The sequence below is a fragment of the Actinopolymorpha sp. B17G11 genome (genome assembly GCF_040196095.1).
GTDB lineage: Bacteria > Actinomycetota > Actinomycetes > Propionibacteriales > Actinopolymorphaceae > Thermasporomyces.
This window is the reverse complement of record NZ_JBEFTW010000001.1, coordinates 184158-202772: the sequence shown is the minus strand read 5'-3', so window position 1 is coordinate 202772 and position 18615 is coordinate 184158. Positions and strand designations below refer to the sequence as shown.

General features: G+C 70.7%; 17 protein-coding genes. 8 read left to right on the top strand and 9 right to left on the bottom strand.

Annotation, left to right across the window (positions count from 1 at the left end; genetic code table 11):
- The 6 genes from ABN028_RS00895 to ABN028_RS00870 form a co-directional block, all read right to left on the bottom strand.
- Complete coding sequence (locus tag ABN028_RS00895; RefSeq protein WP_349329559.1) at window positions 1–1029, bottom strand: aspartate-semialdehyde dehydrogenase; 1029 nt, start codon at window positions 1027–1029, stop codon at window positions 1–3.
- A gap of 64 nt (window positions 1030–1093) precedes the next feature.
- On the bottom strand, window positions 1094–1672 hold the full coding sequence (locus tag ABN028_RS00890) for a hypothetical protein (protein ID WP_349695232.1): 579 nt from the start codon (window positions 1670–1672) through the stop codon (window positions 1094–1096).
- Entirely contained in the window at window positions 1669–3051 is a 1383-nt protein-coding gene (locus tag ABN028_RS00885) for a DUF58 domain-containing protein (RefSeq protein ID WP_349695231.1), read from the bottom strand. The genes ABN028_RS00890 and ABN028_RS00885 overlap by 4 nt, the downstream gene beginning before the upstream one ends.
- A complete protein-coding gene (locus ABN028_RS00880; protein ID WP_349695230.1) occupies window positions 3048–4127 on the bottom strand; it encodes an AAA family ATPase in 1080 nt (359 codons plus the stop codon). Before ABN028_RS00880 ends, ABN028_RS00885 begins: the two co-directional genes overlap by 4 nt.
- A complete protein-coding gene (locus tag ABN028_RS00875) occupies window positions 4109–4648 on the bottom strand; it encodes a hypothetical protein (RefSeq protein ID WP_349695229.1) in 540 nt (179 codons plus the stop codon). Before ABN028_RS00875 ends, ABN028_RS00880 begins: the two co-directional genes overlap by 19 nt.
- Complete coding sequence (locus ABN028_RS00870) at window positions 4645–5361, bottom strand: DUF4129 domain-containing protein (RefSeq protein WP_349695463.1); 717 nt, start codon at window positions 5359–5361, stop codon at window positions 4645–4647. The genes ABN028_RS00875 and ABN028_RS00870 overlap by 4 nt, the downstream gene beginning before the upstream one ends.
- A 151-nt stretch (window positions 5362–5512) precedes the next feature.
- Here ABN028_RS00870 and ABN028_RS00865 point away from each other — a divergent pair, with 151 nt between their 5' ends.
- The 5 genes from ABN028_RS00865 (at window position 5513) to ABN028_RS00845 (ending at window position 10787) form a co-directional block, all read left to right on the top strand.
- Window positions 5513–6496 (top strand): carbohydrate kinase family protein, encoded by a 984-nt coding sequence (locus ABN028_RS00865; RefSeq protein ID WP_349695228.1) that lies wholly within the window; start codon window positions 5513–5515, stop codon window positions 6494–6496.
- 434 nt (window positions 6497–6930) lie between these two features.
- On the top strand, window positions 6931–7089 hold the full coding sequence (locus ABN028_RS00860) for a hypothetical protein (protein ID WP_349329566.1): 159 nt from the start codon (window positions 6931–6933) through the stop codon (window positions 7087–7089).
- Between the two features lie 237 nt (window positions 7090–7326).
- The gene (locus tag ABN028_RS00855) at window positions 7327–8217 is read left to right on the top strand and encodes an SDR family NAD(P)-dependent oxidoreductase (protein WP_349695227.1); all 891 of its coding nucleotides are present in this window, start codon (window positions 7327–7329) and stop codon (window positions 8215–8217) included.
- A gap of 425 nt (window positions 8218–8642) precedes the next feature.
- Entirely contained in the window at window positions 8643–9716 is a 1074-nt protein-coding gene (locus ABN028_RS00850) for a Gfo/Idh/MocA family protein (protein WP_349329568.1), read from the top strand.
- Window positions 9717–9890: 174 nt separating this feature from the next.
- On the top strand, window positions 9891–10787 hold the full coding sequence (locus ABN028_RS00845; protein WP_349695226.1) for a DUF6807 domain-containing protein: 897 nt from the start codon (window positions 9891–9893) through the stop codon (window positions 10785–10787).
- Window positions 10788–10987: 200 nt separating this feature from the next.
- On the opposite strand, the gene ABN028_RS00840 is transcribed toward ABN028_RS00845, so the two are convergent.
- Window positions 10988–12169 (bottom strand): lytic transglycosylase domain-containing protein, encoded by a 1182-nt coding sequence (locus tag ABN028_RS00840; protein WP_349695225.1) that lies wholly within the window; start codon window positions 12167–12169, stop codon window positions 10988–10990.
- A 276-nt stretch (window positions 12170–12445) separates the two neighbouring features.
- Between ABN028_RS00840 and ABN028_RS00835 the strand changes: the two genes are divergently transcribed.
- The 3 genes from ABN028_RS00835 to ABN028_RS00825 are packed head-to-tail and all read left to right on the top strand — an operon-like array spanning window position 12446 to window position 15750.
- Window positions 12446–14044: an AlkA N-terminal domain-containing protein gene (locus ABN028_RS00835; RefSeq protein ID WP_349695224.1), complete on the top strand. Its 1599-nt coding sequence runs from the start codon at window positions 12446–12448 to the stop codon at window positions 14042–14044.
- On the top strand, window positions 14041–14601 hold the full coding sequence (locus ABN028_RS00830; RefSeq protein ID WP_349695223.1) for a methylated-DNA--[protein]-cysteine S-methyltransferase: 561 nt from the start codon (window positions 14041–14043) through the stop codon (window positions 14599–14601). Before ABN028_RS00835 ends, ABN028_RS00830 begins: the two co-directional genes overlap by 4 nt.
- A 15-nt stretch (window positions 14602–14616) precedes the next feature.
- Entirely contained in the window at window positions 14617–15750 is a 1134-nt protein-coding gene (locus ABN028_RS00825) for an NAD(P)/FAD-dependent oxidoreductase (RefSeq protein ID WP_349329573.1), read from the top strand.
- A 52-nt stretch (window positions 15751–15802) separates the two neighbouring features.
- On the opposite strand, the gene ABN028_RS00820 is transcribed toward ABN028_RS00825, so the two are convergent.
- Window positions 15803–17758, bottom strand: a complete 1956-nt coding sequence (locus tag ABN028_RS00820) for a copper resistance protein CopC (protein WP_349695222.1) — start codon at window positions 17756–17758, stop codon at window positions 15803–15805.
- Window positions 17755–18546 carry a YcnI family copper-binding membrane protein gene (locus ABN028_RS00815; RefSeq protein ID WP_349695221.1) on the bottom strand — a complete coding sequence of 264 codons (792 nt, stop codon included), beginning with the start codon at window positions 18544–18546 and terminating at the stop codon, window positions 17755–17757. The genes ABN028_RS00820 and ABN028_RS00815 overlap by 4 nt, the downstream gene beginning before the upstream one ends.
- Between the last annotated feature and the right edge of the window lie 69 nt (window positions 18547–18615).

Genomic DNA, 18615 nt, shown 5'->3' with positions numbered 1-18615 from the left:
TCAGCTGACGCGGCGCGCGGCCAGCAGCTCGGCGATCTGGACCGCGTTGAGCGCCGCGCCCTTGCGGAGGTTGTCGCCCGACACGAACAACGCCAGACCGTGTGCGACACCGGGGTCCCTGCGTACCCGCCCGACATAGGACGGGTCCTTGCCGGCGGCCAGCAGCGGCGTCGGCAGGTCGGTCACCTCGACCCCGGGAGCGTCGGCGAGCAGCTCGACGGCGCGCTCCGGCGAGAGCTCACGGTCGAACTCGGCGTTGATCGACAACGAGTGCCCGGTGAAGACGGGAACGCGTACGCAGGTGCCCGACACGGCAAGGTCGGGAATCTCGAGGATCTTGCGACTTTCGGTACGGAGCTTCTGCTCCTCGACGGTCTCGAGGGTGCCGTCATCGACCAGCGCGCCAGCCAGTGGGTGCACGTTGTACGCCACAGTGGTCGGGAACACGCTCGGCTCCGGGAACTCCACGGCGTTGCCGTCGAGGGCGAGCGCTGCCGCCGAGTCCCCGGCCTTGGCGAGCTGCTCGTCCAGCTCACGGACACCGGCGCCACCGGAGCCCGAGACGGCCTGGTAAGTGCTGACCACGAGTCGCCGCAGGCCGGCCTCACGGTGCAGTGGTGCGAGAACCGGCATCGCGGCCATCGTCGTGCAGTTCGGGTTGGCGACGATCCCCTTCGGGATCGAGTCGAGGGCGTGCGGATTGACCTCGGACACCACGAGAGGCACCTCGGGATGCATCCGCCAGGCCGAGGAATTGTCGATCACCACGGCACCCGCGGCGGCCATCCGCGGCGCGACCGTGCGGGACGTGCCGGCGCCCGCCGAGAACAGCGCCAGGTCGAGGCCGGCGAAGTCGGCAGTCTCGGCGTCTTCGACGGGTATGTCTGTGCCCTGCCACGGCAGGGTGCGTCCCACCGACCTCGCCGAGGCGAAGAACCTGACCTGTTCGGCCGGGAACGCCCGATCCGTCAGCAACTGCCGCATGACCGCGCCGACCTGGCCGGTGGCGCCGACTACTCCGATCCGCATGAGCGCCAGGCTACGAGACGCCGCCCGCGCTGGGCGACCTGATTCCGCCGCAGGCCCGGCCCTCTCATCGCTCGCGGACGGCATACGCAAGCAGTCCCGCCACGAGGATCGCCAGCAGGACGCCCAGCGCGGGAACCACCACCGTCGAGACGTCGCCCACCCGCGCGTCGAGCGGCACCGCCACCGCCGCAATGAGCGCCGTCACACCGAGCACCGCGCCGGTACGTACGAGCCATCGGCGTACGACGCCAGGAAGGAACCGGACGTTCAGCGGCACCGCCGCGGCGAACCCGCTCGCGCTGTGGTGCACATAGAGCGCCGCCGCCAGCGCCAGCACCGGGAGGAACGCCACCCGAGCCTCGGACGTGGCCGTCCCCGCCACCCACCCGCCCACCGCCAGAAGCTCCAGCGCCAGCACCGGCCACCGCCCGGGCAGCACCACCGTCACAAGCGGTACGACGACGGCCACGACGACGACCAGCGCAGGCGCGAGGCTGTAGGCACGCCCGGGCATGGCGAGCAGCAGGGCACCGGCACCGGCGACCCACCCGAGCAGCCGCAGCGCCAACCCGCCGAGCGTCACCCGCCGGGTGGCCCCGACACCGGCCGCCACCGAGTCGCGTACCTGCGTGACGATGGTCATCGGGGCGCCGCCGCGATCCGCGAGACGTCCCGCAGGACCTGGTCGAGGCTGCCGGCCCCTGCCCAGGTCACCGTGGGGACGCCGTGCTCGAGGAGTTGGGCGAGGGTGTTCTGGCGTTCGAGCCGCCACATCCGGAACGCGGCGTCGGACCACGGACCGGGCCGCCCCGCCGCCGGTCGTGCGTACGACGGAAGGGTGTCGACCGCGACCACCGACCGCCCGCTCCGTGCCAGCCGAGCCACGGCCGCGACGCTGCGCCGGTCGAGGAACGGGGTGAGCACGATGAGCAGTGCCGCGGTCGGGAGTACGTGCCGGCGGAAGATCCCCTCGGTGGGGTCGTGCGGCCCCTCGCCGGACTGGACGCCGAGCAACCATTCCAGCGCCATCAGGTAGTGCCGGCGTCCGGTGCCCGCGCGCAGCGCCCGGTTGCGTCCGCCGTACTCGAGGAATCGCACCCGGTCGCCACGGCCGACGTAGTGCTGGGCGATCCCGGCGGCGGCGCGGACGGTGGTGTCGATCACGCTGGCGGTTCCGTCCACGCCCGCGTTCATGGCGCCACCAGTGGACCTCTGCCCGCTGGCCCCCGCCGAGGACCCGCCCGCCTCATGGAGCACGTCGAGGACCAGCACCAGCTCGGCGTCGCGGTCGGAGAGGGTCTGCGCGACGTGGAGTTCGCGGGTACGCAGTGAGGCGCGCCAGTCGATCCGCCGGAGCCGGTCGCCCGGTGCGAAGCGTCGGATGCCAGCCAGCTCGCCGCCGTCTCCGTACCGGCGGGACCGGTGGGCGCCCACCAGGCCGGCGGCGTTCGGCATCGCGTCGTCGGCATCGAACGGATCGGTCCGCGGGAACACCTTCAGCGCCAACGCCGGCGATGTCGTCGAACGGCTCACGAGCAGCCCGTCGCCGCTGACCGCCTGGACCTGCACGGGCGCGAACGTGTGCCTCCCCCACCGCGCGACCTCACCTCGCACGGTGACCTTGGCGCGTCGCTCACCTCCGACGGTCACCGCGAGTGGCCGGCCGGCGTCGTGATCGGCCAGCCAGGCCGTGACCTCCCGTCGAATGACCACCAGGTCGTACGCCGACTCGTCGTCGTTGCCGATCCCGATGTCGATGCCGAGCTCGTTGCCCTCGACGACGTGCGCCTGCCTGGTCGCGAGCGCCGGCTGAGGCGGTCGCCGGGGCCGGTAGCGCAGGGCCACCGCCGTGCCGATCCCGAACGGTGTCGCCAGGACGGCCAGGTCCGCGCGGCCGGTGACGACCGCGGCCACGAGGAGGACCAGCGTCAGGACCACGGCCCGCCCCAGTGCTGGTGTCGGCGTCCAGTCGGGTGGCCCGGACACCGTAGGCGGGGAGGGCGTGCCTCCGGTCGTGGTCATCGTTGCGACGCCGTGCCCTTGGCCGACGCCGTGCCTTTGGCGGCACCCGCACTCTCGGCGGGCGCGCCGTCCTGGGCGGCAGCATCGTCCTGGGCGGAGTACGTCGGAAGCGCACCGCTCGCCGGCGCCGCCACCGCCGCGACGGCGTCCTGCACGACGCGTTCGGGCTCGATCCGTTGCAGCCACATCTCCGGGCGCAGCGTGATCCGGTGCGCCAGTGCGGGAGCCGCAAGCTCCTTGATGTCTTCGGGTACGACGAACGAACGCCCGTCCAGCACGGCCTTCGCCCGGGCCAGCAGCAGCAACGCGAGCGATCCACGCGGCGAGGCGCCGACCAGCACGCGCTCGTCGGCGCGGGTCGCCCGGACGATCTCGATCAGATAGTGGTTCAGCGAGTCCTCGACCACGACGTCTTCCAGCGCGGCCTGCATGGCGAGCAGCGTGGGGCCGTCGACCACGGGTGGGACGACCGCCTCCTCACGCCGGCGGGCCATCCGGCGGCGCAGCACGTCGAACTCCTCGCCTGCGTCGGGATAGCCGAACGACACCCGCAGCAGGAACCTGTCCAGCTGTGCCTCCGGCAGCGGGTAGGTCCCTTCGTACTCGATCGGGTTGGCGGTCGCGAGGACGTGGAACGGCGACGGTAGCGGATAGGTCGTGCCCTCGACCGACACCTGCTTCTCCTGCATCGCCTCGAGCAGCGCCGCCTGCGTCTTCGGTGGGGTCCGGTTGACCTCGTCCGCCAGCAGCAGGTTGGTGAAGACCGGCCCCTGGCGGAACGTGAAGTCGTGGCTGCGTTGGTCGTAGAGCAGCGACCCGGTTACGTCCGCCGGCAGCAGGTCGGGTGTGAACTGGATCCGCCGGAACTCCACGCCCAACGCCTGCGCCAGCGACCGCGCGGTCAACGTCTTGCCGAGCCCGGGTAGGTCCTCCAGCAGGATGTGGCCACCGGCCAGAACGCCGCCGAGGACGAGCGCCAGTGCGTCGCGCTTGCCGACCATCACCTCGCCCACCGCGTCCAGGACCTGGTGACACTTCTGGCTGACCTCCGGAATCGTCAGTGCTGTCGCAGCCACAGGTCCTCCATCTCCTTCACGATGAGCGTCAACTCGGCGGGCGACGGTGCCCGGGCGCGCTGCCCCACACTTCCGGTCTCCAGGAACTCCCACAGCCGCGGGCCCAGGAGCTCCTGCGCGCGCTCGGGATCGCGGGCGCGGCTGATGCCATGGGCGGTGCGCAGGCGCTCGTCGACGACCGCGGTGATCTCCGGCAGGACGGTACGCCGGAAGTACGCGGGATCGCCGTGGATCAGCTCGAACCGATCCTCCCACCGGCGTACCTCCGCGAACGGCCGGTCGAGGACGCCGTACGCCCGGACCTCGGTGTCCTCCCGGATCGGCGACTCCAGCACCGGTGGGGTGGCGACGGCGGCCGCGACCTGGCGGCCGGCGACGACCGCGAGGACGACGACGAAATAGAGGAGGTACGGGATCTTCCAGCCGAACACCGCCCCGCTCGCGGCGTAGAGGATCCCCGCGACAGCGGCCGAAAGGGCGACCGCCACCAGTGCCTGGCGGACGGTTCGGCGGGGCGTCACGACGTGACCGCCGGGCGGCCGAGTTCGGTCCGGAGCCGGGTCAGGGTGGCCCGTGCCGTGTCGCGCATCGTCTCGTCGACGACGTCTGGTGCGTACCGTGCCTGCCGGTAGAGCTCGGCCAGCACGCGCAGCGGTTCCGGACTGACCTCGTGGGCGGTGAGTACCCGCCCTACCAGGTCGGCGGGGGTGTCGTGCGGCTCGCGTTCGGTTCCGGCAGCGGCGGCGGCTGCCTCCAGACGTAGCCAGCAGCCGATCACCGCGCGGCGCGGGTCGGCGGAGTCGTCGGCCAACTCCTCGATGCCCGCGGCCACGGCGGCGTGCAGCTCTTCGGCCGCCGGCACGGGTTCGGACACCGTTTCCAGGACCGGACGCGGCCGCCGTGGACTGATCTTGATGCGTACGTACCGGCGGAACAGGTACACGACGCCTGCCAGCAGCGCGACGGTGACGAGCGCGAGCACGACCAGCAGGATGGTGCCCACCCAGGCGGGTACGTCGGCGGCCGCGGGTGCCCCCGTCGGGCTGGCGCTCGACGAGATCTCGGGTGCGGGCGGTGGTGGCGGTGGGGCCGCCGGCGTGCCGGCCGTGCGCTCCGGGGTCGGCAGGCGGGTGGCGCTCGGTCCGGAGACGAGGGCGATCGTCGTGATCAGGGCGAGAAGCCCGAGCACGACGACAACAGGACCCGCCCGTCGTAGCGTCCGGTCGACCTCCATCACCCCGACACCCTAAGACCTCAGGGACTCTCCTGGTGATCATGATCGTGACCATGAACGTGCTGGGGCACCACGCTGCTATGAATGTCGTCGCGGCACCACCAAGGCGGCGGGGTCCGTACACATCGGCTTGGCTGGGAGGACACGACCCGTGATCACAGTCATCGGCGAGGCGTTGATCGACCTCGTAGGCGACGGCGCAGTGTTCCAGGCGACGCCGGGCGGCAGTCCGGCCAACGTCGCCGTCGGGCTCGCCCGGCTCGACCAACCCTGCGACTTCCTCTGCCGGACCTCCGGCGACTCGTTCGGCGCCCGCCTTCGCGAGCATCTGCGCACCAACGGCGTTTCGCTCCGCCATGCCGTACCCGCCACCGAGCGGACGACCCTCGCCATCGCGACTCTCGACCCGAGCGGGTCGGCGGCGTACGAGTTCTACGTCGAGGGCACGGCCGACTGGCAGTGGACGACCACCGAGCTGCCGTCCCCTCTGCCCCAGGACGTGGTAGCCCTCCACACCGGCTCTCTCGCCCTGGCCATCGATCCGGGCGCGGCCGTGCTCGAGGAGTACCTCCGCCGTGAACGTGAACGCGGTGCCGTCACGATCAGTCTCGACCCCAACGTACGACCGCAGTTGGCGCCTGACCGGGACGCCTCACGGCAACGGATCGAGCGGCAGGTGTCGTACGCCCATGTCGTCAAGGCCAGCGCGGAAGACCTCGGATGGCTCTATCCGGGGGAGCCGGTGGTCGATGTGGTCCGCCACTGGTGCGGCCTCGGACCGTCGCTCGTCGTCCTGACCCTGGGCGCCGAGGGTGCCCTCGCGCTGGCTGCGGGAGGCGAGGTGGTGGAGGTATCTGCCCCTCGCGTCCAGGTCGTCGACACGGTGGGGGCGGGCGACGCGTTCAGCGCCGCGCTACTCAGCGGGCTCGCCGACCGCGACCTGCTGTCGCGTCTGCGCACGGCTCAGGTCCGTACGCTCCAACCAGGGCCGGACGACTCAGCTGTGCGTGGCGCCCTTCCCGACGTGCTCCGCCGGGCCTGTACCGCGGCGGCACTGACCTGTACCCGGCCGGGGGCCGACCCGCCGACGGCCAGCGAACTGGCCAACGCGACAAATAACGCCAGCGACACATGACGCCGCATGAGGATGCGAGCGGGTCGAGACCTGGCACATGGTCGCGCGACATACGTACGTCGAGAATTACTGTCTAACAGTAATTGTTCATATGCATTACGTAACTTGGGTGTGTCTATGTTTTACCGCCTGCGCGCAGCCGTTTGATCCGGCCGGGTTTGCTGGCCAGGCACGAAATTGGCTGACTGGACGCGAAAAACGTTTCGTTCCGCTACATTTTCACAACTCGCTGCACAATCGGGCTGATCGCTGGCATCCTGGATCGCACATCACGAACACATTGGACGTGCTCCGCCCTTCGGGCAGAGCTCATATTCCACAACGTGCGATGTCCTTTGATCGTCCGGCGTGTGCCGGGATCTCGGGCCGCCGAGCGGCGTACGAACTGTGGGGATTTCATCACCCGAACGATGGCCGGCGATCGGGGAGAGGCCATGGACTGGAAGATTCTTGTGGCGATCTTCGCCGCCGGAGCCATCAGCATCATGATCATTTCAATGATCGTCGGATCGGTGAGAAGCACCAGGGGCGGACTCGACTGGGACCACACCACCGACCGCGCGTTCCATCCCTGGGACGACGACGACCACTGAGATTCTTGGTGCCCTCGAGAGGTCATCGCGGGCGACGCGGGCTCGGCGTACCCGGCCACCGCTCCCACCCGATCGTCAGCAGCCGATGATCTCCCGCCACGGCCGTTGCCAGCTCGCGTCGGCGGACACCGGAAGCCGGCCGGGTCCGGTCGAGCTCGTCCGCACCCCGCCCGTTCGGGCCCGTTCTCCGGTACGCATCGCCTACTGTCGCTCGGTAGCCGCGCGGAAGGGGTACCCATGGGCGAGCTCAACGGCAAGGTCGCGCTCGTCGCTGGAGGCGGGTCCGGCATCGGCAGGGCCGTCGTCGAACGCCTGGTCGCCGGGGGCGCCACGGTGGTCTTCTGCGGGAACGTCGCAGACCAGGTACGCGCGACCGAGACGGAGGTCCGCGCCGGCGCCGCGGACAGCAGTGCCGGTGGCGCGGGTGCCGGTGCCGGTGGCGCAGGTGCCGGTGGCGCAGGTGCCGGAGGCGCAGGTGCCGGAGGCGGGAAGCCGGCGGTGACCGGAGTCGTCGCCGACGTCACCAGCTCAGCTGACGTAGGCCGGTTCGTCGACGACGCCGCCAACACACACGGCGGGATCGACATCCTGGTCAACTCGGCGGGTATCCAGCGCTACGGCACCGTCGAGGAGACCTCCGAGGAACTCTGGGACGAGGTCCTCGCGGTCAACCTCAAGGCGATGTATCTCACCGCCCGATTCGCCGTCCCGCACCTGCGCGCCCGCGGCGGCGGGTCGATCGTCAACGTCTCGTCGGTCCAGGCGTTCGTCGCGCAGGATCGGGTCGCCGCGTACGCCGCGTCCAAGGCCGGCATCGTCGGGCTCACGACGGCGATGGCGATCGACCACGCGAAGGACAAGATCCGCGTCAACACCGTGTGCCCCGGCTCGGTCGACACGCCGATGCTGCGGTGGGCAGCCGATCTCTACCGCGGTAAACGCAGCGTCGACGAACTGGTCGAGGAGTGGGGCCGCAGCCACCCACTCGGTCGGGTCGCTCGGCCCGCCGAGGTGGCCGAGCTGGTGGCGTTCCTCGCGAGCGACCGGGCGTCGTTCATCACCGGGGCCTCGCACCGGGTCGACGGCGGGCTGCTCTCTGGCGTACCGGTCGTTCTCCCCCAGGGCTGACACCGGACCCACCGCACGACGCGGCCGCTCCGCGAACGGCTCCACCCCGTGATCATGATCGTGATCATGAAGGTTTTCCGGATGTATGGCCCACTTCAGCTTCAGCGTTCCGTTCGCCTTCATGATCACGGGAGTTTGGAAGCCCCATCGTAGGGATCATGAAGTGGATCCGGGCCAGGAAGGGAAACGGGGCTATCAGTCCGCGAATCCTTCACGATCACGATCATGACCACGGGAGGGCGGAGCGTCGGGCGTCGAAAGTTTGCGGTGGGTGTCCGTAGCGGGTCAGCAACGTGACCAAGCGGGCGCCTGCGGGGTAGCGTGAGCGTTCCACTCCGTACGTACAACTCTGCTTCCGCGCGCCGCGTTCACATGCTCACACGCGGAACCCCGGCACACGGAAAGCGCATTCCCCGGGAGGGCCGATGGAACGACTGCGGGCTGCGATCGTCGGAACAGGCGGAATCGCCCGGGCCCACGCACGGGCACTCAAGGCCTACCCGGACCAGGTGGACCTCGTGGCCGCGACCGATGTCGACGCGACGCGGTTGGAGAAGTTCGCCGAGGAGTGGTCGGTCCCGGGGAAGTACCCCAGCCTCGCCGACATGCTCGCGCAGGAGCAGCTTGACATGGTGCACCTGTGCACGCCGCCTGGCGCCCACGCCCCCGACGCGATCCAGGTGCTCGACGCCGGCACGTCGGTCGTCTGCGAGAAGCCGCCGTGCATCTCACTCGCCGAGTTCGACCGGATCGCCGAGGCCGAGAAGAGCAGCGCCGGCCACTTCGTCGGCATCTTCCAGCACCGGTTCGGGACCGCCGCCGAAGCCGCGTACAAGCTCGTCCAGGAGGACCGCCTCGGCCGGCCGCTCGTCGCGGTGTGCAACACGTTGTGGTACCGCGGCGACGCCTACTACGAGGTCGAATGGCGCGGTCGTTGGGACACCGAGGGCGGCGGCCCGACGATGGGTCACGGCATCCACCAGCTCGACCTGCTCGGACACATGCTCGGCGAGTGGTCCGAGATCTCCGCGCACGCGCCGCGGTTGGCCCGCAAGGTCGACACCGAGGACGTGTCTGTCGGCTACATGACGTTCGCCAACGGCGCGGTCGCGACGCTTGTCAACAGCATCTTGTCACCGCGCGAGGAGAGTTACCTCCGGTTCGACTTCGTACGCGGCACACTCGAGGTGAGCCACCTCTACAGCCACGCCGTCGACTCGTGGACCTACACGCCGGTGAAGGGAATGGAGGAGGACCCACCGCCGTGGCCACCGGCAGGGGAGGACGTGCGGAGCTCGCACCAGGCGCAGCTCGGCGAGATCCTCACCAGCCTCCAGGCCGGCAAGCGGCCCGCCACGACCGGTGCCGGGCTCCGGCGTACGGTCGAGATCGTCACCGGAATCTACGCCTCGTCGTTCACCTGCCAGCGGGTGAGCCGAAGCGATCTCACGCCCGACAACCCGTTCTACCACCAGCTCGACGGAAGGTCCCACGCATGAGCGCGAGGAGCCCCCACGCAGGTACGCCGAGGAACGAGGTGTGCCGGAGTGAGGCACCGCAGCGGTCATGCGAAAGGAGACCAGCATGAGCGCGAGGAGCCCCCACGCAGCTACGCCGAGGAACGAGGTGTGCCGGAGTGAGGCACCGCAGCGGTCATGCGAAAGGAGACCAGCATGAGCGAGCTGGCCATCGCCGATGTCAACAGCGCCTTGACGGTGACTGCCGACGACGTGGAGCTGTGCCGGTACGTCTACAACTCCGACGTCGCCCAGGTCGAGTCGCCGCGGCCTTACCTGCATCCACTGCGTACGCTCGACGGCAAGCTCGTCTCGCTCTACCGCCCGCACGATCACGTGTGGCACAAGGGGATCTCGCTGGCGCTGCCCAACGTCGGGCCGGAGAACTTCTGGGGCGGGCCGACGTTCGTTCGCGACGAGGGATATGTACGCCTGCCCAACAACGGAGCCCAAGCACACCAGGGATTCGACACGGTCGACGTCGACGGCGGCATCGCGCGCGTCGACGAACGGCTGACGTGGATCACCCAAGGTGGCGAGATCTGGCTGACCGAACTCCGGCAACTGCGCTTCTCGGTCCTGGCCGACACCGACGCATGGGTGCTGTCGTTCACCACCGCGTTGACCAACTGTCGCGGCGAGTCGATCGGGTTCGGTAGTCCAACCACCGAAGGGCGTCCGAACGCCGGCTACGCAGGACTCTTCTGGCGCGGACCGCGATCCTTCAACAAGGGAACGGTTCTCTCCTCCGACGGCCCAGGCGGCCCGGCGATGATGGGTGAGCGGGCGCGCTGGTTGGCCTACGTCGGCAGGCACGACGAGATCGACGCGACGTCGACGGTGGTGTTCCGCGACCAGAACGGCAACGTCTCGCATCCGACCAAGTGGTTCGTCCGCGACGATCCGTACGCCTGCGTGTGCCCGGCCCCGTTCTTCGACGAGGTTCACGACCTGGCCGACGGGGCCACGATGACGTTGCGCTACACGGTCGTGGTCGCGGGCGCCCCCTGGGACGCCAAACAGGTCGAGTCGGTCCTCAGCACGCTGCCGTAACTGGAGTGAGGGCACCCCTCATACAACCGCGGAGGAGATGAGGCCCCCCATACAACCGCGGAGCGGATGAGGGGACCCCTGTCACGAACCTGTTGGATGAGGGGCGCCCCCATGCAATACCCGGCTGGAGGAGGGCGCCCCTCATCTCACTGGTCGGGCTGGGCTCACTGGTCGGGCTGGGCTCAGTGGTCGGGCTGGGCTCACTGGTCCGGATGGGCCGCTCCCTCGCCATCGAGGTCGAGGCCGAGGTCGAGCGGCGGGAGTTCCACGCACACCGGCAGCGACTCCACCGGGCACCAGGGCGACGGTGTGGGGCCGGGCGCCGGCGTGGGATCCGGTGACGGACCGGGACCCGGATCTTCCGGCCCAGGTTCCCCGGGATCTCCTGGCGCAGGCTCTCCGGGCGCAGGTTCTCCGGGCGCAGGTTCTCCGGGCGCGGGCCCTCCAGGCCCCGGCCCCCCCGGATTCGGTTGCCCGGTCGGCCGAGGCGACGCAGTGGGCTCCGGCGACTGCCGTCCGGGCGACGACGGATCCCCTCCGCCACCGACAGCGCGGACCTGGGAGACGTCGGCCGCCGTCGCGGTCGCCCCGCCCTGGCGATAGGCAAGGATCCAGGCGTACACGCTCTGGACGTACGACGTCGAATGGTTGTAACGGTAGAGCGCTTCGCGCAGGTCCCCCGAGCGGCTGAGGTCGCCTTGCCCCACGCACAGGTACAGACCGGAGGCGAGTGCCGCGTCGAAGACGTTGTGCGGGTTCTTCGTCCCGTCGGCGTTGCCGTCGGCGGCGAAATGCTCCCACGAGCTGGGAATGAACTGCATCGGCCCGACCGCGCGGTCCCACTGGGTGTCGCCGTCGAGCCGGCCGCCGTCGGTGTCGGAGATCGCCGCATAGCGCGAGCCGTCGAGCTGCGGACCGAGGATGGGCCGGACGGTGTCACCACGCGAGGTGACGTAGCCACCCCAGGCGTGACCCGACTCGATCTTGCCGATGCCCGCCAGCATCTCCCACGACAGGCCGCAGGCCGGGTCGAGCACCCGAACCCTGGCGGCCGCCCTCCGGTACGCCGACAGCACGGTGGCGGGCACGCCGAGCCGACCGCCGGACGCGGCCGCCACCGGTTCGGCGTCTTCCTTCGTACGGCCGGAGGTGACGGCCGGGCCCGCGACCTTCGGTTCCGGTGATGGCGTCGGACGCGCGCGCTCCGGTCCTGACCGCACCCACCAGCCGAACCGCCACCATTCGGTGGGTACGCCGTCGGGAGCGGGCTCCGCACGCCGGCCGTTGTCGGCGGCCGCGGCCAGGTCGGTCGGATCGGTGGTGAGCAGGAGATACTCCTGATCCACCACGACGGGCAGGACGGACGCCACGATGGCCGCCACTGCCGCGAGACTCCATCGCGCTGTCGCCGATCGCCTCATCGGCACCCCCAAGTCATCCCGATGCCGGTGGTCGCGACGCCTTCGCCACGCCGCGTCGGCACCGCCCTCGGCCCGGTCCACGTCGACCGCCTCAACCGAACGTAGGAAGATCACGTTTCCAGAGCCGACCATATGCGGCTAACAGCTGTAAACGACCATGCACATCTCATTTCGGGCAAGCGTGAGATCGTACGCAACGAGAAGTCGTCGGCGACCATGTCCGATACCCGCTAGCCGATGTCGGTGGGCGGTGGCACGCTCGACAACGTGATGCCCTCCAGCGAGCAGTGCTACCGCGCAGTCGAGTCGCGCGACCCGCGTTTCGACGGCTGGATCTATGTCGGCGTGACGACGACCGGCATCTACTGCCGGCCGAGCTGCCCCGCCATGACGCCCAAGCGTCGCAACACCCGTTTCTTCCCGACCGCCGCCGCCGCGCAGGAGTTCGGACTGCGGGCCTGCCGCCGCTGCCGCCCGGACGCGGTGCCGGGCTCTCCCGAGTGGGACGTGCGCGCGGACGTGGCTGGTCGGGCGATGCGACTGGTGAACGACGGCGTCGTCGAGCGCGACGGCGTTGCCGGGCTCGCCGCGCGGCTCGGCTACACGACCAGGCACCTCAACCGGCTGCTCATCGCCGAACTCGGTGCCGGCTCGCTCGCCCTCGCCCGCGCCCGCCGTGCGCACACCGCCCGGCTCCTCCTCGAGACGACGACGTTGCCGATCACAGACGTGGCGTTCGCGGCGGGGTTCGGCAGCGTACGCCAGTTCAACGACACGATCCGCGCGGTCTTCGCGGCGTCCCCCAGCGAGGTGAGACGCGCCTCGCGGGAACAGACACCGACGAACGGCGCCGTCGTGCTGCGCCTGCCCTATCGCCCTCCGTACGACGTGGACGCCATGTGGCGCTATCTCGCCGACCGCATGGTGCCCGGGCTGGAAGAGACGGGCGAACCCGCACGGCACCCGGCTCCCGGGAGGCGTCGTCCCGCGCGCGAGGCTGAGGCCGCGGTGGGGATCAGCGCGCCGGCATACCGCCGTGCCGTGCGCCTCCACCACGGTGCGGCGATCGTGGAGCTGACGCCACGCGAGGGATTCATCCAGTGCGCGCTGCGGTTGGATGATTTGCGCGACCTCGGCGTCGCCGCCGCGCGGTGCCGCCGGCTTCTTCATCTCGACGCCGACCCCGCCGGCGTGAGCGACGTGCTGGGCCGCGACCCGCTGCTCGGACCTCTCGTGCGCGAATGGCCCGGCCTCCGCGTGCCGGGCAGTGTCGACCCGTTCGAGACGGCCGTACGCGCGATTGTGGGACAGCAGGTCTCCGTCGCGGCGGCGCGGACCGTCACCGGTCGGCTCGTGGCAGCGTACGCCAAGCCACTCGCCATGCCCGCCGGATCGATCACGCACACGTTCCCCGCCGCCGACGCGCTCGCCGACGCCACCGGCCTGCCCATGCCGAAGTCCCGGGCGAGGACACTCACCGCGCTCGCGGCCGCCGTCGCCGACGGGAAGGTGAACCTCGAGCCCGGCGCGGACGGGAGCGAGACCGAACGCGCCCTGCTCGACGTTCCGGGCATCGGGCCGTGGACTGCCGCCTACGTCGCGCTGCGCGGCCTCGGTGACCCGGACGCCTTTCCTGGAACGGATCTCGGCATCCGCCGCGCACTCGTCGACCTCGGAGTCGCCGACCATCCGGCCACCATCGCCGCGCTTGCCGAACGCTGGCGCCCGCTGCGCAGCTACGCCGCACAGTATCTCTGGACCGCACATGCACCTCCCCGGGAACTCGGCGGAGACCGGCAACCCGAGCACAGCAACCCTCGAGGACGGGCCACATGACCACCATCCATTACACCTGCACCATGGACTCGCCGATCGGCCCGCTCGAGCTCCGGGCAGGGCCCGAGACACTCACCTCGATCCGCTTCGTCGACATCGCACCCGCAGCGCAAGGCGAGGTTGACGCCAGCCCTGCCAGCCCTGCCAACCCTGCCAACCCTGCCAACGTTGACGACAGCGGCAACGTTGACGACAGCGACGTGCTGCGGGCGGCGATCACCCAACTGGACGAGTACTTCGCCGGAGAACGCACGGACTTCGACCTGCCCCTGCACACCGGCGGTACGCCTTTCCAGCAACAGGTCTGGTCGATGCTCGCCGAGATCCCGTACGCCGAGACCTGGTCCTACGCCGAGCTGGCGCGGCGGATCGGCTCGCCGACGGCGTTCCGGGCAGTCGGTGCGGCGAACGGACAGAACCCGCTGCCGATCGTCCTGCCCTGCCATCGCGTTGTCGGAGCCAACGGCACGCTGGTCGGCTACGGTGGCGGCATGGACCGCAAGCGCACCCTGCTCCAACTCGAGGCCACTGTCCAACTTCAGCGCGACTTCGGCTGACGGGCCGAGGACACCATGCGGATCGTGGTGGTCGGGTCGGGGATCGTCGGCGCGAGTGTCGCCTATCACCTCGCCCGGAGGGGTCGTGACGTCGACGTCGTCCTGGTCGACCGTGGGGATCCGGGCCGCGCCACCGACGCGGGTGCGGGCATCATCTGCCCGTGGCTCTCGTCGGCCAAGCGCTACGTCGACGCCTACCAGCTGCACGCGGCGGGCGCTGCGTACTATCCCGAGCTGATCGAAGCCCTCGGCGACGACGGCGAGACCAAGCCCAGCTACGCGACGGTGGGCGGGCTGTTCGTCTCCACCGACGACGCCGCGCTCGCGGACGCACATGCACTCGCCACCCGACGAGCGGCCGAGGCGCCGGCGGTCGGCGAGGTCACCCGCGTCGACTCCGCTGACGTACGCCGGTACTTTCCGCCGTTGCGGGAGGACTATTCCGGCGTCCACGTCTCCGGTGGTGGGCGGGTGGACGGTCGGATGATGCGTGACGCGCTGGTCCGGGCGGCGGCCCGACGTGGCATGACGCGCAGGTCCGGTTCTGCCCAGCTCGCCGTGGACGACATCGGCCGGATCACCGGCGTACGCCTCACCGGCCGCGGCTCCGCAGGCGACCTGGTCCCAGCGGACGCGGTCATCGTCGCGGCCGGCGCCTGGACACCGGAACTGCTCCGTCCGTTCGGTGTCAAGCTTGCCTTGACGCCGCAGAAGGGACAGATCGTCCACCTCCAACTCGCCGGTGTCGACACGTCCGCGTGGCCCATCGTGCAGCCGCTCGGAGCGCACTACCTGCTGGCGTTTCCGGGTGGGCGGATCGTCTGCGGCGCCACGCGCGAGACGGGCTCCGGGTTCGACTACCGGCTCACGGCCGGCGGCATCCGCGAGGTCCTCGACGACGCGCTCACCGTCGCGCCCGGGCTCGCCGACGCCACCCTGCTGGAGTCCCGGGTCGGGTTCCGGCCGCGCAGCGACGACGAGATCCCCTTCCTGGGGAGGGTTCCCGGTGTCGACGGACTGGTCGTCGCGACGGGGATGGGGGCCACCGGCCTCACCGCCGGACCGTACTCCGGACGGATCGCCGCGGCCCTCGCACTCGATGAACCCTCGCCGCTCGACCTCACGCCGTTCCGGATCGACCGGCCCTGAACGCCGACGAAACTGAGCGGCGGCGAGCCCGAGAAGTCGCGCCGGGAGATCCTCAGCCGATGTCGACCGGAGCCGTCACCGTCACCTGGTCCACATCGGACGTACGAATCGTCACCGTGATCGTCCACTGTCCAGCAAGGGGAAATATCGGCAAGGAGATGTAGTGCCCCTGCGATGCCTTCGCGACCTTCAGGTTGATCGGCCCCACATCAGGTTCGGTGAGCTTCGCGGCGGCGCTGATCTCGACCGGGTCCACCGGCCGGCCGTCCTTGCCGACGGTGGCCAGGTGCATCGTCGTCACCCCGACCTTCGGAGGCTGGACGACGAGTTGGATCGTGCCCTGTCCGCCGGGTCCGCCGGTGTCGTAGGGAATGGTCGCCATCCCAGGGACCGTCGGCATGGTCGGCATGGTCGGCGTCGCTCCAGGTTCCGCCGCGCCCCTAGTTCCGTCCTGCCCACCTGTCGTTCCACGCGCATCGCCCCCCGCAAGCGCGGTCGCGCCTGCCACATCGGTCCGTGCGCTGTCCTCCTTCGCCAGCGCGGTGCGGCCGGTCTCGGTGTTGACGAGCACCGCCGTCAGGATCAGGACCATGCCGGCGACCCCGACCTCGCCCACCACGGATCGACGCAACCTCGCGACCTCGCTGTTCGCAGGGTCCGGCGCTCCCCGCCGGCGGGTCGACGAGTGGGCGATCGGGGCGACAGCCGGGCGCTCGTGCCGGCGTACCCACGACCTCGCACCGAACGCGAGGACCAGGATGACGAGCACGAGCGCCACCTTGAGCATGAGAACGCCGCCGTAGTCGGTGCCGGTGAGTGCTGCGACACTGCCGACCTGGCGCCAGGCCTGGTAGAGACCCGTGGCGGCGAGTGCCGCGACACAGGCCATGGCCGTCGCCGAGAACCGTCGTACGACGGTGCGCACGCCGTCGACCCCCCGGCCGGGCAGCAGCACCACACCCAGCGCGACAAGTCCGCCGAGCCAGACCGCCATCGCCACGAGGTGGACCACGTCCGCGACGATCGCGACGGGCACCTGGACGCCCGCGGCGCTGTGGTTGGCCGCGCTCCACGTCGCGGCGAGAGCGGCGGCGCCCGCGATGACGCCCGCGCCGCGCAGGGTTCGCGTCCGGCGGTCGTCCGTCTGGTCACTGCCGCGACGCGCGAGCCGGCGGAGCAGCAGCCATCCGCCGACCGCGAGCACGGCGAGCAGCAGCAGCCGCACCACGAGGGCGGCGCCGAGCCGGGTCTGCAACGTCTCGGCCAACAGCGACGGTCTGGCGATCGCTCCGACCGGCAGTTCGGCGACGTACGGACCGTAGAAGAGCAGTGCCGCGACCGTCGCGCCCGCGAGCCCGATCCCGCCGTACCGGAGCAGCCGGAGCGCCCGCGGATCACGCGTGCCAGCAGGCCAACAGACCGCCACGAAGTACGGGGCGCCGACGCACAACGCCAGGCCCGCGAACGCCAACGCGCGCACCACCCCCGACAGCACGCCGATCAGGGAGTACGCATCGTCACCGGCCGCCTCGACCGCAGCCGACCCCCTGCCTGCACCCGTCCCGGTACCCGCGTTCGCCTCCGCCGGGTCCGGACCCGCCGCGGCGGACGGCTCGCCGACGGTGAACGCGAAGGCACCCCGCACGGGATGCGAGTCGGACGACGTCACCTGCCAGGTGACCGTGTACACACCGGCTCGAAGCGAGCCGCGGATCGGCACGGCGACCGTGGTGGCGTCGCCCGGAGGGTGCGCCAGGGCACCCGTTCTCACCGACCTGCCGGCAGAGTCCAGGACCTTCACCGCGCCGAGCCCGAGGTCGACCGGCTCGGTGAACGTCAACCTCACCTCGTGCGGCGCGGTCGCGAGGCGCTGTCCATTGGCGGGTTGGGTCGACACCAGGTCGGCGTGGGCCCACGCCTGGCCCGCTCCGACGAGCAGAGCGAGCCAGGTGGTCACCACGGCCGCCACGACCGTGGCACAACGTCGGATCAGCCGACGACGACTCACCGCCGCGCCTTCGCCGGCTCCTCAGGGGCGGCCGCGGCCTCAGTCGTCGATGTCTGCGGGACGGCACCGGTCGGACGGCGGCGCAGGATCGCGACGCCCAATGCCAGCAGTCCGGCGGCCAGTCCCGCACCGGCCAGCCAACGGGCGCCCGGATCCTGCGCGGCGACGGCCTCGGCCTGACCAGCGGGCTCTCCGCCGCCCGCATCCTCCGCCGCCGTACCCTCTGCCGCCGTGTCTTCGGCCGCGTCGGCCGGCGACTCGGCAGCGCCGGCTCCCGCGTTCGCCGCTTCGGGCGGTGCGACCGTCAACATCGGTGCCGGACTCTCGGGCTCCGTGCCATCAGCACCCGGGAGTTCGATCCAGCGGACCACCTCCCCGCTCGAGTACGTCTGCAGTGCCTTGAACGCGAGCGCCGCCTCGCCCGGCGGCAGCCGGCCGGCCGACACCTCGAACTCCTGGAACTCGCCGGCCCCGATCGTGCCGCCCTTCCACACGATGGACGACACGACCTCGGTGATCTCGCTGTCGCCGGACACAATCGGCTCGGCGAGCTTCTTCATGGTGACCGTCGATGTCCAGCCGGGTACCGGCTTGACCGACGCGTGGCCCAGCGGGTTGTCCTGTGGAAAGACCACCTCGACCCGCGTGGTGGACGCGTCGTCGCGTTCGTTCGGGACGCGGAAGGCGAGCTTGGCGTAGCCGCCCGCCTCAACCGTGTCCGGATTGACGGTGACGTGCGCAAGCGCGGGCCCCGGGATCATGACGACACCGGCGACCGCGGCGAGCACGCAAGCCAGCCGGATTCGGGATCGGCCATCCCCAGACGACGAACTCGACGCGCCCATCGGCTTCCCTTC

What these genes read in the sequence shown, in the direction of transcription:
- ABN028_RS00895 (WP_349329559.1), bottom strand. Translation starts at nt 1,029, where the DNA reads ATGCGGATCGGAGTAGTCGGCGCCACCGGCCAGGTCGGCGCGGTCATG.
- ABN028_RS00890 (WP_349695232.1), bottom strand. Translation starts at nt 1,672, where the DNA reads ATGACCATCGTCACGCAGGTACGCGACTCGGTGGCGGCCGGTGTCGGG.
- ABN028_RS00885 (WP_349695231.1), bottom strand. Translation starts at nt 3,051, where the DNA reads ATGACCACGACCGGAGGCACGCCCTCCCCGCCTACGGTGTCCGGGCCA.
- ABN028_RS00870 (WP_349695463.1), bottom strand. Translation starts at nt 5,361, where the DNA reads ATGGAGGTCGACCGGACGCTACGACGGGCGGGTCCTGTTGTCGTCGTG.
- ABN028_RS00860 (WP_349329566.1), top strand. Translation starts at nt 6,931, where the DNA reads ATGGACTGGAAGATTCTTGTGGCGATCTTCGCCGCCGGAGCCATCAGC.
- ABN028_RS00855 (WP_349695227.1), top strand. Translation starts at nt 7,327, where the DNA reads ATGGGCGAGCTCAACGGCAAGGTCGCGCTCGTCGCTGGAGGCGGGTCC.
- ABN028_RS00850 (WP_349329568.1), top strand. Translation starts at nt 8,643, where the DNA reads ATGGAACGACTGCGGGCTGCGATCGTCGGAACAGGCGGAATCGCCCGG.
- ABN028_RS00845 (WP_349695226.1), top strand. Translation starts at nt 9,891, where the DNA reads ATGAGCGAGCTGGCCATCGCCGATGTCAACAGCGCCTTGACGGTGACT.
- ABN028_RS00835 (WP_349695224.1), top strand. Translation starts at nt 12,446, where the DNA reads ATGTCGGTGGGCGGTGGCACGCTCGACAACGTGATGCCCTCCAGCGAG.
- ABN028_RS00830 (WP_349695223.1), top strand. Translation starts at nt 14,041, where the DNA reads ATGACCACCATCCATTACACCTGCACCATGGACTCGCCGATCGGCCCG.
- ABN028_RS00825 (WP_349329573.1), top strand. Translation starts at nt 14,617, where the DNA reads ATGCGGATCGTGGTGGTCGGGTCGGGGATCGTCGGCGCGAGTGTCGCC.